The following is a 15,955-nucleotide window of genomic DNA, read 5'->3' on the forward strand; positions in this document are numbered from 1 at the left end:
TCAGGCGACGTGGACGGTGGGAGGCTCGGCGAGGGTGAAGAGGCGGTCGAACACCGCGACTCGGTCGAACTGCAACGCGTGCGCCCGGGCGCGCCGCTCGGCCGACGCCCGTTGCTCGTAGGTCCAGTCGCACACGACTTCGTCGAGCACGGTCCGTAGCGCGGCCGGGTCACGTTGCGGCACCAGTTGGGCCGTGTCTCCGACCGCCTCGGGTACGCCGCCGGTCGCACAGGTGATGATCGGCCCGCCGCCGGCGAGGGCCTTCTCGACCAGCGCGATCCCGAACGTCTCGACGAACTCCGGCTGCTCGCGGGTCGGCAGCACGAACGCCGCGCTCCCGGCCATCAGCGCCGGCTTCTCCGCGTCTTCCACGTCGGTCAGCACCCGTACCCGCTCGCCCAGGCCCGCTGCCGTGACCCTCGCCACCACCTCGTCCTCCTGCGGCCCGCGTCCGGCCAGGACCAGCTGCACCCGCTCGGCCGACCGCGACCCGGCGTACGCGTCGATCAGGTCGTCGACCCCTTTAGCCGAGGCGATCCGTGACAGGAACAGCACGTACCCGTCCCGCGACAGGCCACGCCGGGCAAGAGTCTCGGCGATCCTGTCATCGGTGAGCGACACGTAGGACCAGGAGTCGACGGCCGGGTAGGAGATGGCGATCCGCTCGCGGCACTGCTGCGCGAACGTCGTGCCGTGCATGTCGTCGAGGGTCGCCGCGGAGGCCACGATCAGGTCCCGGGTGTACTGCGACACCGCCACGCAGTGGTCGGCCGCCAGGTAGACCGACAGGATGTGCGCGGCCGCCCCGAACCGGCCGGTGGTCACGCACTCGCGCACCACGTTGGTGATGTCGGAGCCCACCGCCTCAGCCACCGTGACGACCCGCGCGGGCCCGATCCGGCGCGCCACCTCGACGGCATCCTGTACGGCGATCGCGTGCGGGCTCAGGTACAGCGACATCGCCACCGTCGGTACCCCGTCGCTGAACAGCTCGACCAGCCGCCCGGTCAGCCCGGACAGGTAGCGCCCGTCCGGAACCCGGTAGTCACCGACGGGATCGGGCCGCTCCACGGTGATGCCAGGGCTGTACGGCAGCACGCGATCGACTGGTTTCAAGGGCAGCCCGGCCGCCTCCAGCGCATCCAGCGGCCAGGTCACGATCCGTACGTCGTCGAACCCGCGGGTGAGCGCCACCTCCGCGAGGCACCGTGCCTCACCGGAGTGCCCGCAGATCACCGGGTCGGCGCGGACAACGAGGACCAGGCGGCGGCTGGGCGCGAGCGTGTCGTCGGTGATGTTCATGCCTCACCTCCAGTGGCGTGCAGCGGGTCGGATGTGGATGGTGGCCTGATCCGGGTGCCCCAGCCCGAGGGGCGAGGGCCGAGCTCGATGTGCAGGTTGCGGATGTGCCGCAGTTCCCGGCCGGAGATCCAGGGGCGTTCGAGTGTCTTGCCGTTCACCGCGATGGACTGGACGTAGGACACCGGTCCGCCCGCCTCGACGGGCTCGAATCCTGTAGTGGTGATGGACAGGTCGCCCTCCGGAAGCCGGGTCGTGGACTCCGCCACGGCCGGCGCACTCACCAGGAACAGGTTCTGCCCAGCCACCGGGAACAGCCCGAGCGTCGCCCACACGTACCAAGCGGACAGCCCACCCGAGTCGTCGTTGCCTGGCAGCCCGCCGCGGCCGGTGCCGAACTGGTTGGCGACCGCGGCATGCACCACCTCGGCGGTCCGGTCCGGCCGTCCGGCGTAGTGGTAGGACCACGGCGCCTCGTAGTCCGGTTCGTTGTTCAGTCCCTCGAACCGGCACAGGTCGTACCCGGCGTTCATCTCGGCCACGCCCGGCGCCACCCCCGGCTGGGTGACCGGCCCGGCGTCGTACCCGAAGAACCGGTCGAGCAGCCCCACGAACGCCTCGTCGCCGCCGGCGAGCGCGATCCGGGCGCGCATGTCGTGCAGCAGCCGGAAGGAGTAGTTCCACCGGCCGCCCTCGTAGAACGTCGAGTCGCGCAGCAGGCCGGTGCCCGGGTCGTACGCCGCCTGCCAGCCTTGGGCGAGGTCGCGCATCTGCCTGGCCAGCGGCCGGTCGCGAACCTTGTGGGCGATCGCCGCGGTGCAGTGATAGGCGTACGCCAGGTCGAGGGTATGACTGATCGGATGCGCGACACCGTGCACCAGGTAGTCCTCGCCGTACGTGCGGCGCAGGTCCATCTCCAGGTGCACCATGGCCCAGTCCCAGTCGATACCGGGCAGATCCAGTTGGCACAGGTCGGCCAGGAAGGTGTGCGCGAGCGCGCTGCCCTGCCGGGAGAACCGGTCGGCGCCCTTGGCCATCCGGTAGCCGATCGGCAGGTTGCCCTCCTGCTCGCAGATCGACAGCAGCGAGTTGGCCAGCGCGACCGAACGCTCTGGGAACAGCGTGGTCATCAGCGGCAGCTGGGTGCGGTAGATGTCCCACATGGTGCAGATGTCGAACGCGTAGGGGCCCTCGGTCGTCGACGACGGGCTCTCGTCCGGGGCGAAGCACGGCTTGACCAGCGAGTGGTAGAGCGCGGTGCCGAAAACCGTTGCCTGGTCAGCGGACCCGGCCTGGATCTCGACCTTGCCGAGGTCGTCGCGCCAGGTAGCTGCCGTACGGTCGCGCCGCCCCGGAAAGGCGGCCTGGGTACGCCCGACGTCCGTGTGCAGGTTGTCGCGGGCTGCCTCACACCCGCGCAGCGAGAACCCCAGCCGCACCTCGACGGTCTGCTCGGCGCGCGAGGGGCCCATGAACATCAGCCCGAACGGCCGCAAGGTGGTCGGCCGGATGTAGTCGAAGTCGAGGCGGGTGCCGCCGGGCATCAGGCGCCGGTCGTACCACAGCAGCTGCCGCCAGCCGGGCGCGTCGACCTCCAGGTGTACGGCGAGCGGCACCCCCTCGACGTGGATCTCCCCCTGAGCCACGCCCGGCTCCAGCATCGCCAGGTGCGCCTTCAGCGGCACCGTCCGGCTGTGCGGGATCGCCAGGCCGCCGGTCGAGGCGTCGATGACGATCCGGGCGGCGTCATGCGCCGGGAAGGTGTACCGGTGGACGGCCGACTTGGGGCCGACCGTCAGCTCGCAGCGCACCCCCGAGCTCAGCGTCGCCGCGTAGTAGCCGGGCTCGGCCACCTCCTCCAGCAGGTCCCACGTGGTGCCCAGGTCGTCCAGCGGGCCGAGCATCGGGGTGACCCGGAAGTAGTTGTAGTACTTGCGGATCGCGCCCGTACCGGACTGCTGGAAGTGGGTGAAGCCGGAGGCGACCGGGCGGTCGTACAACAGGTCGGGCACGCCCTCGGTGTTGAAGTCGTACAGCCCGTAACCGGTCGGGTAGGCCCCGGAGTACGGGCAGGCCGACACCATCCCGAACGGGTGCATGGCGCCCGGGTGGGTGTTGCCGACCTGCGGCTTGGGCCACCACCACGTCGCGGCCAGGCCCTTGGGCGTGGGCAGCTCGGTGGCGCCGGTACCGATGAACGGGTCGACGTGCTCGTACATGGGGCTCACCGCCTCACGCGGCTGAAGTGGACTCTCAACGTAAGAACAGTGTGTTTCAGGCGCGTGACCGAAGGAGACGGGCAGGTTACGTCGGCCGGCAGCAGAAATCCGTGATCGGGTGGCTCACCCCGGTCTACGCTCCGACGCATGACGGAACTCGCGGCGACGTTCAAGCAGCAGGCGGTGGCGGAGGCCTACCGGCATCGGCCGCCGTACCCGGACGAGGTGTTCGACCGGCTCGTGGACCTGATCGCCGACGCGCCGCGCCGGGTGCTCGACATCGGTGCCGGCGAGGGCGCGATCGCCCGCCCGCTGGCGCCGCGGGTCGAGCACGTCGACGCGATCGACTTCTCGCAGCCGATGGTCGACGCCGGCCGGCAGCGTCCCGGCGGCGACCACCCGAACCTCAGCTGGCAGGTGAACCCGATCGAGACCGCCGACCTCGACGGCCAGTACGCGCTGGTGACCGCCGGCGCGAGCATCCACTGGATGCCGTGGGAGGAGACGTTCGCCCGGATCGTCCCGCACCTGACACCGAACGCCCAGCTCGTCGTGGTCGAGCACGGGCCCGGTCGACCAGCCGTGGATGGATGAGCTGGTCCCGGTGATCCTGCGGCACTCGCGCAAACCGAACCACGACCCGGAGTTCAACGTCGTCGACGCGATCGTGGAACGCGGCCTGCTCGACCTCACCGGTACGGCGCGCACCACGCGCGTCGGCTACCGGCAGACGGTCGCCGACTACATCGAGCGGCTGCACTCGACGTCCAGCCTGGCCCGCGACCTGATGCCCGCTGACGAGGCTGCCGCGTTCGACGCCGGTGTCGCGGAAGCGCTCCGTCCGTACGCGAAGGACGGCGTACTGGACCTGACGATCGAGGCCGAGCTCAGCTGGGGGCGGCCGAAGATCCCAAGCCAGTAGATCCCAAGCCAGAAGATCCAGCACTAGCCGCACGGCCCAGCAGATAGGCCTGCTCGGGAGTGCTCTGGGTCAGCCGTGCGGCCAGCTCGTACGCCTCCCGGGCTGCCGCACCGTCGCCGGCCAGCTCGAGCAGGTGCGCGCGGACGGCGGCCAGCCGGTGGTGGTCGCGGAGCGCCGGATCCACGTCGGCGAGCAACGTCAGCCCGGCGTCCGGCCCGTGCACCATCGCGACCGCGACGATCCGGTTCAGCGTCACCATCGGCCCGGGCGCCGTCGACTCCAGGAGTTCGTACAGCATCAGGATCTCCCGCCAGTCGGTCTCGTCGGCGTCCGCGGCCGCGTCGTGCACCGCCGCGATCGCCGCCTGCAACTGGTACGGCCCGACCGGCGCCGAGCGCAACGTCGCCTCGACCAGTTCGGTGCCCTCGGCAATCGACGCCGTGTCCCACGACGACCGGTCCTGCTCCGGCAACGGCACCAACGCACCCTCGGCCGTGGTCCGCGCCGGCCGGCGGGCGTCCGTCAGCAGCATCAACGCCAGCAACCCGGCCACCTCGCCCTCGGCCGGCAGCTGTTCGCGCAGCAGCCGGGTCAACCGGATCGCCTCCGCGGACAGCTCGACCCGGTGCAGCGACGTACCGGACGACGCCGTGTAGCCCTCGTTGAAGATCAGATACAGCACATGCAGTACGGCGGCCAGCCGCTCGGGCTGCTCGGCCGCCGGCGGCAACGCGAACCGCGCGCCCTGGAGCTTCGCCTTCGCCCGGCTGATCCGCTGCCCGATGGTTGCCTCCGGCACCAGAAACGCGCGGGCGATCTCGCCGGTCGTCAACCCGCCGACCGCGCGCAGCGTGAGCGCCACCTGCGACTGCGGCGTCAGCGCCGGGTGACAGCACAGCATCAGCAACGTCAGCGAGTCGTCGTCCGGCGACGCCGGCTCCGGGGGAGTCCACAACGACACGGTCTCCTCGCGCCGCGTGCGCGCCGCTTCACTCCGCAGCACCTCGATCCGCCGCCGCGACGCGACCGTGATCAGCCAGCTCCGCGGATTCTCCGGTACGCCGTCACCCGGCCACTGCAGCGACGCCGCGAGCAGTGCCTCCTGTACGGCGTCCTCGCACGCGTCGAAGTCGCCGTACCGCCGGACGAGCGCGCCCAGCACCTGCGGCGCCTGCTCCCGGAGCAGCTCCTCGAGCATCAGCTGTACGCGCCGAGGTCACGCACCGGCCGGACCTCGACGACGCTGAACGGCGCCTCCGGGATCTGCGCGACGATCTCCACCGCCCGGTCCATCGAGTCGCAGTCCAGCAGGTAGAAACCCGCCAGCTGTTCCTTCACCTCGGCGAACGGCCCATCGGTGGTCAGCGGCTTGCCATCGCGCACCAGCACCTGCTTGGTGAGGGCCGGGTCGTCGAGCGACTCCGACGCGACCAGCTCCTGACGGACGCCGAGCTCTTCGTGCAGAGCGGCGTACCCCGCCATGCCTTCCTTCTTCTGTTCATCCGTCAACGAGTCCCAGACCGCGCGGGACTCCGGGTTGCCGTAGATCAGTACCAGGAACTTCATTTGCCCAGAGTAAGCATCACCGGTGGTATCGATTGGGAAAGTATCGATTGGAGAAAGGCGGGCATGCCCCGGCATGGCCGGGCGTAAACCTGTCGGGACACCCCAGTAGAGTTACGACGGGTATCCAGGGTGGAGAGAGGGAGGGGTCGCGTGCCGGACTTGGAAGTGTCCGACCGGGTGTGGACGATCCCGAACGCGCTCAGCTTCCTGCGGTTGCTGGGGGTGCCGCTCTTCCTGTGGCTGATTCTCGGGCCGAAGGCGGACGGCTGGGCGCTGCTGGTGCTGGCGGTGTCCGGGTTCACCGACTGGGCGGACGGCCAGATCGCCCGCCGGATGAACCAGACCAGCCGGCTCGGGCAGATGCTCGACCCGGTCGCGGACCGGCTGTACATCTTCGCCACCGTGATCGGCCTGGCGCTGCGCGACATCATCCCGTGGTGGCTGGCGATCGCGCTGCCGCTGCGGGACGTGCTGCTGACACTGACCCTGCCGGCGCTGCACCGCCGCGGCTTCAACGCGCTGCCGGTGCACTTCCTCGGCAAGTCCGCCACGTTCTGCCTGCTGTACGCGTTCCCGCTGCTCCTGCTCGGCGACGGCGACACCACGCTGAACCTGCTGGCGCGCGTGATCGGCTGGGCGTTCGCGATCTGGGGGACCGGCCTCTACTACTGGGCCGGTGCGCTGTACTTCGCCCAGCTGCGGCACCTGGTCCAGACGGTGAAACCGATCAAGGACTCGGCCGGGTGACCCAGCAAGCCCCTGAGCAGCCTCCTGGGCAGACGACCCCTCGGCGCGTCGACGCGTCGATGTCACTGCTGAACAACCTGATGGCGCACCCGATCGACGAGGGGTACGCCGTCGCCGCCAGGACCCGCTCGAAGCAGGGCGGCAAGGACACCCGGTCCCGGCACCGGATCCTGCTCGTGGTCGCCGCTGCGGTCCTCGGCTTCCTGCTCGCGATCGCCGCCGCGCAGAACTACCGCGGCGCACCCGCGGCGGAGAAGCAGCGCAAGGAACTGATCGACCGGATCAACCAGGCCGGCAACCGGCAGACCGATCTGCGCAACCACCAGTCCCAGCTGTCCGACGAGGTCCGCGGCCTGCAGGCCGGCGGGCTGAGCAACGACAGTACGGGTACGGCGCTGCAGCAGAAGCTCGACGACCTGGAGCTGCAGACCGGCGCGATCGCGGTCACCGGCCCCGGGATCAAGGCGGTCATCGACGACGCGAAGAACGCCGACGCCAAGGAGGGCCGGCTGCTCGACGTCGACCTGCAGCAGCTGGTCAACGGCTTGTGGACGGCCGACGCGGAGGCGATCTCGGTGAACGGTCACCGGCTCACGGCGCTGACCGCGATCCGCGGTGCCGGCAGTGCCATCACGGTTGACTACAGTTCGCTGACCCCGCCGTACACGGTGCTCGCGATCGGCGACACCGCGACGATGCCGGCCCGGTTCGCGCAGAGTTCCGGAGGGCAGTGGGTGCAGTACCTGGTCAGCAACTTCGGTGTCCGCAGCACGATCACGACGGAGGATTCCTTGCTGGTGCCGGCCGATGCGACGATCGCGTTGCGCTACGCGAAGGTGAGGCCGAGATGATCGCTGTCATCGGCCTCGTGATCGGGGTCGTGGTCGGCCTGCTGGTCGCACCCGACGTCCCGGAGTGGGCGCAGCCGTACCTGCCGATCGCGGTGGTGGCCGCGCTGGACGCGGTGTTTGGCGCGCTCCGGGCGTTCCTGGACGGGATCTTCGACGACAAGGTGTTCGTCGTCTCGTTCGTGTCCAACGTGCTGATCGCGGCGCTGATCGTCTACCTGGGCGACCAGCTCGGCGTCGGCTCGCAGCTGTCGACCGGCGTGGTCGTCGTGCTCGGGATCCGGATCTTCACCAACATGGCCGCGATCCGCCGGCACATCTTCCGGGCCTGATCATGAGCGACGACACACCGGACCCCAAGCCGGACCCCAAGCCGGACGCCAAGCCGGACGCCAAGCCGGACGCCAAGCCCGACACCAAGCCCGACACCAAGCCCGACACCAAGCCGGACGCGAAGCCGGACGCGAAGCCCGAGCCGGACGTGCCCACGCCGATGCCGAAGCCGAAGACGCCGAACCTGGCGCTGCGCCGGCTGCGGGCCGGGTTCAAGCCGTCCCGCGGGCAGGCGATCGTGGCGATCGTACTGGCGCTGGTCGGCTGCGTCGCGGTCGTCCAGGTCCGGGTCAACCGGGCCGACGCCGGGTACCAGAACGCCCGCCGCGAGGACCTGATCGCGATCCTCGACGGCCTCGGCCAGAACACCCGCCGGCTGGAGAGCGAGATCGCCGACCTGGAGGCGCGGAAGAACACGCTGTCCTCCAGCGCCGACAAGGCGCAGACCGCCCGCGACCAGGCCGAGGCCCAGATCCGTACCCTCGGCATCCTGGCCGGCACGATGGCCGCGGTCGGGCAGGGGGTCCGGATCACGCTCAACGACCCGCAGGGCAAGATGACCTCGAGCAACCTGCTGGACGCGATCGAGGAACTGCGCGACGCCGGTGCCGAGGCGATCCAGATCAACGGGTCGGTCCGCGTGGTGGCCAGTACGGACTTCGTGGACGACGCCCCGGGGATCCGGGTCGACGGCCAGAAGCTGACCTCGCCGTACGTCATCGAGGCGATCGGGGAGTCCCACAACCTGGCCGAGGCGGCCAACTTCCCGGGCGGACTGGTGAGTGAGGTGACCGGTCCGCAGATCGGCGGCACCGCCGAGGTGAACGAGTTGAGCAGCCTGTCGATCACCGCCTTGCACGCGCCGCAGGAGCATCGTTACGCTCGCCCGGCGCCCAGCCCGACGAAGTAGAAACGAGGACAAAGGTGTACCCCGAAGACCTGAAGTACACGGCCGAGCACGAGTGGCTGAAGGCCGGCGAGGAAGGACCCGTGCGGGTCGGCATCACCGACTTCGCGCAGGATCAGCTCGGTGACATCGTGTACGTGCAGCTGCCGGAGGTCGGCACCACGGTGCGGGCCGGCGACGCCTGTGGGGAACTGGAGTCGACGAAGAGCGTCAGCGACCTGTTCGCCCCGGTGAACGGCACCGTGACCGCCGTCAACGAGGCGCTGGCCGACCAGCCGGACCTGGTGAACACCGACCCGTACGGCGAGGGCTGGCTGCTCGACATCGACGTCGAGGACGCCGCCGAGGTGGCCGCGCTGATGGACGCCGCCGCGTACCAGGGCCAGCTCGACCAAGGCTGACCGTCGACTGATAGCGTTACCGGACCTCAACTGCTGGTCGAGGGTTGAGGTCCCTCATCTTGTTCCAGCACGTCACACTGTCAATACGGGGTCTATCGAAAACGTCGCCGGACCACCGGCGATCGGGAGGATCACAGCATGCCGTTCTGCAACCAGTGCGGGCACGAGAACTCCGAGGGCAGCCGGTTCTGCTCGCAGTGCGGAGCGATGCTGCCTGGCGCGGACCGCCCGGCGGCAGCACCGGCGCCCCAGCCTGTCCAGCCGGGTGTCACCGACACCGCGATGCTGACCCCGATCGGCGCCGAGCCGGAGCCGGAGCAGACCGGTGAGCCGCTGACCGCCGACGACCAGGCCGCCGTCGGCGCGCTGCCGGCCGGGTCCGCCCTGCTGATCGTCCAGCGCGGGCCGAACGCGGGCAGCCGGTTCCTGCTCGACGTCGACGTGGTCACCGCCGGCCGGCACCCGGACAGCGACATCTTCCTGGACGACGTGACGGTGTCCCGCCGGCACGCCGAGTTCCGCCGCGACCCGCACGGCGTGAAGGTCCGCGACGTCGGCAGCCTGAACGGCACGTACGTGAACCGGGACCGGATCGACGAGGTCCAGCTGAACAACGGGGACGAGGTCCAGATCGGCAAGTACCGGCTGGTGTACTACGCCAGTGGCCAGGCCTGAGCCGTCCGGCGGCAGTAGCGGCATCGGTGCGGTGCTGCAGCTTCTGCAGGCCGAGTTCGCCGACGTCACGATCTCCAAGATCCGCTTCCTGGAGGCCGAGGGGCTGGTGACGCCGGCCCGGACGGCGTCCGGCTACCGGAAGTTCAGTGCCGCGGACGTCGACCGGCTGCGGTACGTGCTGACCGCGCAACGCGACCAGTACCTGCCGCTCAAGGTGATCAAGGAACACCTCGGCGCGATCGACCGCGGCCTGCAGCCGGCCGCGGCGGGTCCACCGGTCGCACCCACGTCGTTGCCGCAGACCCCGGGGCAACCGGTCGCCGACGACTTCGATGCCACCGGCACCGAACTGCGGCTGACCCGGGACGAGCTGCGCACCGCCGCCGGCGTACCGGCCGGGCTGCTCGACGAGCTGGAGGGTCACGGCCTGGTGGTGGCCGTCGGCAACCACTACGGCGGCGACGCGATCGTGATCGCGAAGGTCGCGGCCGAGCTGGCGGCGTACGGCCTGGAGCCGCGGCACCTGCGGGCGTTCCGGACCGCGGCGGACCGCGAGGTCGGCCTGATCGAACAGGTCACCGGCCCGCGCCGTACCGAACAGACCGCCGAGCTGGCTGCGCTTACTGTGCGTCTGCACACTGCGCTGGTCCGTTCCCGCCTGCCCCGTCCGTAGCTCGTCCGTAGCTCGTCCACAGGCCGAACCCGCGGGCCTGCCTGGGGCTTCGGCTCGGAGTAGGCTGGAGTAGTGCGCGAAGTCGATGTGGTCGGAGTCCGGGTGGAGATGCCCTCGAGTCAGCCGATCGTGCTGCTCCGGGAGGTCGGAGGTGAGCGGTACCTGCCGATCTGGATCGGCGCGGCCGAGGCGAGTGCGATCGCTTTCGCCCAGCAGGGCATGGAGCCGCCCCGGCCACTGACCCACGACCTGTTCGCGGAGACCATCCGGGTCCTCGGGCACACCCTCAGCCAGGTCCGGATCGTGAACCTGACCGACGGGATCTTCGAGGCGATTCTCGTGTTCGACGACCAGACCGAGATCTCGGCGCGGCCGTCGGACTCGATCGCGATCGCGCTGCGGACCGGTACGCCGGTGTTCTGCACCGAGGAGATCCTCGCGGAGGCCGGCATCCCGGTTCCGGAGAGTGAGGCGAACGGCACCGACGAGGTGCAGGAGGAAGAGGAGGTCGAGCGGTTCCGGGAGTTCCTGGATCAGGTCACCCCGGAGGACTTCGACAAGAGCTGAGCGCCCGCTCCGCCGGACAAGAGACACTAGGTAACGATTCGTACGGCGGTCGCGACACGCTCCCGGCTCGGTGCGGTTGTCGTTGACCCGGTTCGGGCGGCGGCTTACCGTGAAGGAGTCGTGGGGTGCTGTCACTCCACGGAGATGGCTCGTTCCAGTCGGTATCCAGGGAGGCTCAGGCGTGACACGCACCGGGGACACGGATCTGACGCAGTCGGCTTCCGACGCGCACGCCGCGGCAGCTGAGACTGCCGGCGTCCAGGGTCTGCTGTTCGACGACGACCTGCGGCCGATGCCGGAGGACGTCGGGTTCCGGGGTCCGACGGCCTGCGCCGCGGCCGGGATCACCTACCGGCAGCTCGACTACTGGGCCCGGACCGGGCTGGTCTCTCCGTCGGTCCGCCCGGCGACCGGCTCCGGGACGCAACGGCTGTACGGGTTCCGCGACGTCCTGTTGCTGAAAGTGATCAAGCGGCTGCTGGACGCCGGGATCTCGCTGCAGCAGATCCGGACCGCGATCGCGCATCTGAGCAAGCGCGGCTTCGACGACCTGACCCAGATCACGCTGATGAGCGACGGCGCGTCGGTGTACATGTGCAGCTCGCCCGACGAGGTCATCGACCTACTGGCCGGCGGCCAGGGCGTGTTCGGGATCGCGCTCGGCGGCGTCTGGCGGGAAGTCGAGGGCTCGCTGTCCGAGCTGCCGACCGAGCGCGCCGACGGCCACGACGACGAGGGCTCCGGCGGCCACGCGGGCGACGAGCTCGCCGCCCGGCGCCGCGCCCGCATGACCGGCTGACATAGTTCTTCTCTGTGCGCCCACTCACTGCTGATTCGCTCCGCGGTGTGTGGGCGACTTTGTTGTTACCGCTGAACGCCGACGACTCGATCTCGTTCGACCGCCTCGAGTCTCAGGCTCAGGCTTTGGGTGAGACCTCCGTCGCCGGCTTGTACGCCCATGGGACGGCCGGGGAGTTCCAGACGCTGACCGAGGGCGAGTACGACCGGATCAACCACATCCTCGCCGCCGCCGGAAAACCGTTCCAGATCGGAGCGAGCCATCCGTCGGCCCAGGTCCAACTGTCGCGGGTGGAGCGGGCCGCGGAACTCGCGCCCGGAGCGATCCAGGTGATAGCCCCGGACTGGTTGCCGCTGAACCCCACCGAGCTGCTGGACTTCCTGCGGCGTATCGCCGAGGCGGCGGGGGACGTGCCGCTCGTGTTGTACAACCCGCCGCATGCGAAGACGGCTGTCACGACACAGCAGCTGTGCCAGTTGGCCGAGGCTGTGCCGAGTCTCATCGGGTTGAAGACGGCCGGTGGTGACAAGGCGTGGTTCGACGAGGCGACGCGGTCGGGGCTGGCGATCTTCGTGCCGGGGCACTTCCTGGCGAGTATGTCGTTACTCGGCGCACACGGCAGCTACTCGAACGTGGCAGCGCTCTCCCCGAACGGTGCGGTCGCCACCGCGCAGGATCTCGACGTCGAGCGGCGGATCGCCGAGTTCTTCGCGGCCCACGTCGTACCGCTGCAGCAGGCCGGGCTGTCGAACCCGGCGCTGGACAAGTTCCTGGCCGCGGTCGGCGGCTCGGCGGTCGGTGGCTGGGCGGTCGGTGGCTGGGCGGACGCCGGTACGCGCGTCCGCTGGCCGATGCAGGCGGCGACCGACGAGCAGGTGGCGGCGGCGCGGCCGGTCGCCCGGAGGCTGCTGCCCGAACTGTTCTGAACTGTTCCCGGATTCCTGGTAGCCTCGACTCAGCCGTTCACAGCACTCGGGAGAGACCCGCGTCAGCGGGCGCCGAAGGGGCAATTCCTCCCCGGAACCTCTCAGGCCCACGGACCGAGTGTCACAGGCGACTCTGAAGCGCACGTTGCTGAAATCGGCACGGCGTGACAGAGGGGGAGGCCACCGGCAGCGACATCAGCATCGGAGCCTCTAGTGAACGACACCCCTCGACTTTCGGCGACGTTCGCCGACCGGCACATCGGTCCGCGTCCGGACGAGATCACCCGGATGGTCAACCTCCTCGGGTACGACGACGTCGACGCGCTCGTGGACGCCGCCGTCCCGGCGTCGATCCGCTCGACCGAGGCGATGCGGCTGCCGGAGCCCGCGTCCGAGGTGGACGCGCTGACCGAGCTCCGCCAGCTGGCCGGCCGGAACACGATCGCCACCTCGATGATCGGCCAGGGGTACTACGGCACGTTCACGCCGTCGGTGATCGTCCGCCGCCTGGTCGAGAACCCGGCCTGGTACACCGCCTACACGCCGTACCAGCCGGAGATCTCCCAGGGCCGGCTCGAAGCCCTGCTGAACTTCCAGACCGTGGTCTCCGACCTGACCGGGCTGCCGACCGCGAACGCGTCGCTGCTCGACGAGGGCACCGCGGCCGCCGAGGCGATGACGCTCGCCCACCGCTCCAACAAGAAGAGTGCCTCCGACCGGTTCCTGGTAGACGCCGACACCTTCGCCCAGACGATCGCCGTGGTGAAGACCCGGGCCGAGGCGCTCGGGATCGAGGTCGTCGTCGCGGACACCACCGACGGCCTGCCCGAGGGCGACTTCTTCGGCTTCCTGGTGCAGTATCCGGGCTCGAACGGTCTGGTCCGCGACCTGAAGCCGCTCGTCGAGTCCGCGCACGAGCGCGGCACCCTGGTCGCCGTCGCCTCCGACCTGCTCGCGCTGACGGTGCTGGAGGCGCCGGGTGAGGCCGGCGCCGACATCGTCATCGGTTCCTCGCAGCGCTTCGGCGTACCGCTGTTCTACGGCGGCCCGCACGCCGGCTTCATGTCCGTACGGTCCGGTCTCGAGCGGTCGCTGCCCGGTCGCCTGGTCGGCGTGTCCGTCGATGCCGACGGCTCCCCGGCGTACCGGCTGGCGCTGCAGACGCGGGAGCAGCACATCCGCCGCGAGAAGGCGACGTCGAACATCTGTACCGCGCAGGTCCTGCTCGCGGTCGTCGCGTCGATGTACGCCGTCTACCACGGGCCGGAGGGGCTGCGCGCGATCGCCGAGCGGGTCCACGACTACGCCGGCAAACTCGCCGCCTCGCTGCGCACCGCCGGGGTCGAGGTCGTGCACGACGAGTTCTTCGACACCGTGCTCGCCCGCGTGCCCGGTCAGGCCGCCGATGTGGTGGACGCCGCCCGGCAGAACGGGATCTGGCTGCGGCTCGTCGACGCGGACCACGTCGGCATCTCCTGCGACGAGAAGACCGACGTCGCCACGCTCACCCGGGTCTGCCAGTCCTTCGGTGTGCAGTACGACGACACGCTCGGCGCGGCCGCGATCGCGGTGCCGCGGACGACGGAGTACCTGACGCATCCGGTCTTCAACACGCACCGGTCCGAGACGGCGATGCTGCGGTACCTGCGCAAGCTGTCCGACTACGACTACGCGCTGGACCGCGGGATGATCCCGCTCGGGTCCTGCACGATGAAGCTCAACGCGACCACCGAGATGGAGCCGGTCACCTGGCCGGAGTTCGCGGACCTGCACCCGTTCGCGCCGGTCGAGGACGCGGCCGGGTACGTGACGCTGATCGGGCAGCTGGAGCGCTGGCTGGCCGAGGTGACCGGGTACGCGAAGGTCTCGATCCAGCCGAACGCGGGCTCGCAGGGTGAGCTGGCCGGTCTGCTCGCGATCCGCGGGTACCACCGCGCTCAGGGCGACCTGGAACGCAACGTGTGCCTGATCCCGGCGTCGGCGCACGGCACCAACGCCGCGTCCGCGGTGATGGCCGGGATGAAGGTCGTCGTTGTCAAGGGCAACGACGACGGCACGATCAACCTCGACGACCTGCGCGCGAAGGCCGCCGAGCACGCTTCGCGGCTTGCGGCGATCATGATCACGTACCCGTCGACGCACGGCGTGTACGAGGAGAGCGTGCGCGAGGTCTGCCAGGTCGTCCACGACCACGGCGGCCAGGTGTACGTCGACGGCGCGAACCTGAACGCCCTGCTCGGGCTCGCGAAGCCGGGGGAGTTCGGCGGCGACGTCAGCCACCTGAACCTGCACAAGACGTTCTGCATCCCGCACGGCGGCGGCGGTCCGGGCGTCGGCCCGGTCGCGGTCGCGGCGCACCTGGCGCCGTACCTGCCGAACCACCCGCTGCTCGACCAGGCCGGCCCGGAGTCCGGCGTCGGCCCGATCAGCGCGGCGCCGTTCGGCTCCGCGGGCGTGCTCGCGATCTCGTGGGCGTACATCCGGATGATGGGCGCTTCCGGTCTGACCAACGCGACCAAGGCCGCCGTACTGACCGCGAACTACGTGGCCAAGCGGCTCGAGGGCGCGTTCCCGGTGCTCTACACCGGAGAGAACGGCCTGGTCGCGCACGAGTGCATCCTGGACCTGCGCCCGATGACCAAGGAGACCGGCATCACCGTCGACGACGTCGCGAAGCGGCTGATCGACTACGGTTTCCACGCACCGACGATGTCGTTCCCGGTGGCCGGCACGCTGATGGTGGAGCCGACGGAATCCGAAGATCTGGGGGAACTCGACCGTTTCTGCGACGCGATGATCGCGATCCGCCACGAGATCGACCGGGTCGTCGCCGGCGAGTGGCCCGCGACCGACAACCCGCTGGTGAACGCCCCGCACACCGCCGAGTCGGTGATCAACGACAAGTGGGACCACGCCTACACGCGCGAGGAGGCCGCGTTCCCGCGCTCGGTGGACCGCACCTCGAAGTACTGGCCACCGGTCCGCCGCATCGACGGCGCCTACGGCGACCGCAACCTGATCTGCTCCTGCCCATCCCCGGAGGCCTTCGAGTAAAGGCAAGCGGGAAGTGGTT

At 70.0% G+C, this 15,955-nt stretch carries 17 protein-coding genes and 1 riboswitch; of the genes, 13 read left to right on the forward strand and 4 right to left on the reverse strand.

From position 1 onward, the window contains the following. A complete protein-coding gene (locus tag JOF29_RS41265) occupies positions 1-1,302 on the reverse strand; it encodes a glycosyltransferase (protein ID WP_209699716.1) in 1,302 nt (433 codons plus the stop codon). Beyond that, positions 1,299-3,518 carry a glycoside hydrolase domain-containing protein gene (locus tag JOF29_RS41270; protein WP_209699717.1) on the reverse strand — a complete coding sequence of 740 codons (2,220 nt, stop codon included), beginning with the start codon at positions 3,516-3,518 and terminating at the stop codon, positions 1,299-1,301. The genes JOF29_RS41265 and JOF29_RS41270 overlap by 4 nt, the downstream gene beginning before the upstream one ends. 147 nt (positions 3,519-3,665) lie before the next feature. On the opposite strand from JOF29_RS41270, the gene JOF29_RS41275 reads away from it, so the two are divergent. Beyond that, on the forward strand, positions 3,666-4,112 hold the full coding sequence (locus JOF29_RS41275) for a class I SAM-dependent methyltransferase (protein ID WP_209699718.1): 447 nt from the start codon (positions 3,666-3,668) through the stop codon (positions 4,110-4,112). Next, positions 4,105-4,440, forward strand: a complete 336-nt coding sequence (locus tag JOF29_RS41280; RefSeq protein ID WP_209699719.1) for a hypothetical protein — start codon at positions 4,105-4,107, stop codon at positions 4,438-4,440. The genes JOF29_RS41275 and JOF29_RS41280 overlap by 8 nt, the downstream gene beginning before the upstream one ends. Here the strand turns inward: JOF29_RS41280 and JOF29_RS41285 are convergent. Both JOF29_RS41285 and JOF29_RS41290 read right to left on the reverse strand, forming a co-directional pair. After that, complete coding sequence (locus tag JOF29_RS41285; protein WP_209699720.1) at positions 4,406-5,638, reverse strand: RNA polymerase sigma factor; 1,233 nt, start codon at positions 5,636-5,638, stop codon at positions 4,406-4,408. The two genes, JOF29_RS41280 and JOF29_RS41285, sit on opposite strands and share 35 nt — an antisense overlap. After that, positions 5,638-6,006: a YciI family protein gene (locus JOF29_RS41290; RefSeq protein ID WP_209699721.1), complete on the reverse strand. Its 369-nt coding sequence runs from the start codon at positions 6,004-6,006 to the stop codon at positions 5,638-5,640. Before JOF29_RS41290 ends, JOF29_RS41285 begins: the two co-directional genes overlap by 1 nt. 150 nt (positions 6,007-6,156) lie before the next feature. Between JOF29_RS41290 and clsA the strand changes: the two genes are divergently transcribed. From clsA to gcvP, 11 genes are all read left to right on the forward strand, one after another. Next, positions 6,157-6,753: a cardiolipin synthase ClsA gene (gene clsA, locus JOF29_RS41295; protein ID WP_209699722.1), complete on the forward strand. Its 597-nt coding sequence runs from the start codon at positions 6,157-6,159 to the stop codon at positions 6,751-6,753. Then, positions 6,750-7,604 (forward strand): DUF881 domain-containing protein, encoded by an 855-nt coding sequence (locus JOF29_RS41300; protein WP_209699723.1) that lies wholly within the window; start codon positions 6,750-6,752, stop codon positions 7,602-7,604. The genes clsA and JOF29_RS41300 overlap by 4 nt, the downstream gene beginning before the upstream one ends. Beyond that, positions 7,601-7,933, forward strand: coding sequence for a small basic family protein (locus JOF29_RS41305; RefSeq protein WP_209699724.1), 333 nt, complete (start codon positions 7,601-7,603; stop codon positions 7,931-7,933). The genes JOF29_RS41300 and JOF29_RS41305 overlap by 4 nt, the downstream gene beginning before the upstream one ends. Before the next feature lie 2 nt (positions 7,934-7,935). Continuing rightward, complete coding sequence (locus tag JOF29_RS41310; protein ID WP_209699725.1) at positions 7,936-8,844, forward strand: DUF881 domain-containing protein; 909 nt, start codon at positions 7,936-7,938, stop codon at positions 8,842-8,844. A 14-nt stretch (positions 8,845-8,858) separates the two neighbouring features. Then, positions 8,859-9,242, forward strand: coding sequence for a glycine cleavage system protein GcvH (gene gcvH, locus JOF29_RS41315; protein WP_209699726.1), 384 nt, complete (start codon positions 8,859-8,861; stop codon positions 9,240-9,242). Positions 9,243-9,380: 138 nt separating this feature from the next. Then, the gene (locus JOF29_RS41320; RefSeq protein ID WP_209699727.1) at positions 9,381-9,917 is read left to right on the forward strand and encodes a zinc-ribbon and FHA domain-containing protein; all 537 of its coding nucleotides are present in this window, start codon (positions 9,381-9,383) and stop codon (positions 9,915-9,917) included. Further along, complete coding sequence (gene ftsR, locus JOF29_RS41325; RefSeq protein WP_209699728.1) at positions 9,904-10,590, forward strand: transcriptional regulator FtsR; 687 nt, start codon at positions 9,904-9,906, stop codon at positions 10,588-10,590. The genes JOF29_RS41320 and ftsR overlap by 14 nt, the downstream gene beginning before the upstream one ends. 72 nt (positions 10,591-10,662) lie before the next feature. Then, positions 10,663-11,157 carry a bifunctional nuclease family protein gene (locus tag JOF29_RS41330; protein WP_209699729.1) on the forward strand — a complete coding sequence of 165 codons (495 nt, stop codon included), beginning with the start codon at positions 10,663-10,665 and terminating at the stop codon, positions 11,155-11,157. A 181-nt stretch (positions 11,158-11,338) separates the two neighbouring features. Then, positions 11,339-11,956: a MerR family transcriptional regulator gene (locus JOF29_RS41335; RefSeq protein WP_209699730.1), complete on the forward strand. Its 618-nt coding sequence runs from the start codon at positions 11,339-11,341 to the stop codon at positions 11,954-11,956. Between the two features lie 47 nt (positions 11,957-12,003). Further along, positions 12,004-12,882 carry a dihydrodipicolinate synthase family protein gene (locus JOF29_RS41340; RefSeq protein ID WP_307863970.1) on the forward strand — a complete coding sequence of 293 codons (879 nt, stop codon included), beginning with the start codon at positions 12,004-12,006 and terminating at the stop codon, positions 12,880-12,882. 37 nt (positions 12,883-12,919) lie between these two features. After that, positions 12,920-13,009, forward strand: a riboswitch (glycine riboswitch). Positions 13,010-13,095: 86 nt separating this feature from the next. Further along, a complete protein-coding gene (gene gcvP, locus JOF29_RS41345) occupies positions 13,096-15,936 on the forward strand; it encodes an aminomethyl-transferring glycine dehydrogenase (RefSeq protein ID WP_209699732.1) in 2,841 nt (946 codons plus the stop codon). Positions 15,937-15,955 lie beyond the last annotated feature (19 nt).

Source organism: Kribbella aluminosa (genome assembly GCF_017876295.1).
Lineage (GTDB): Bacteria > Actinomycetota > Actinomycetes > Propionibacteriales > Kribbellaceae > Kribbella > Kribbella aluminosa.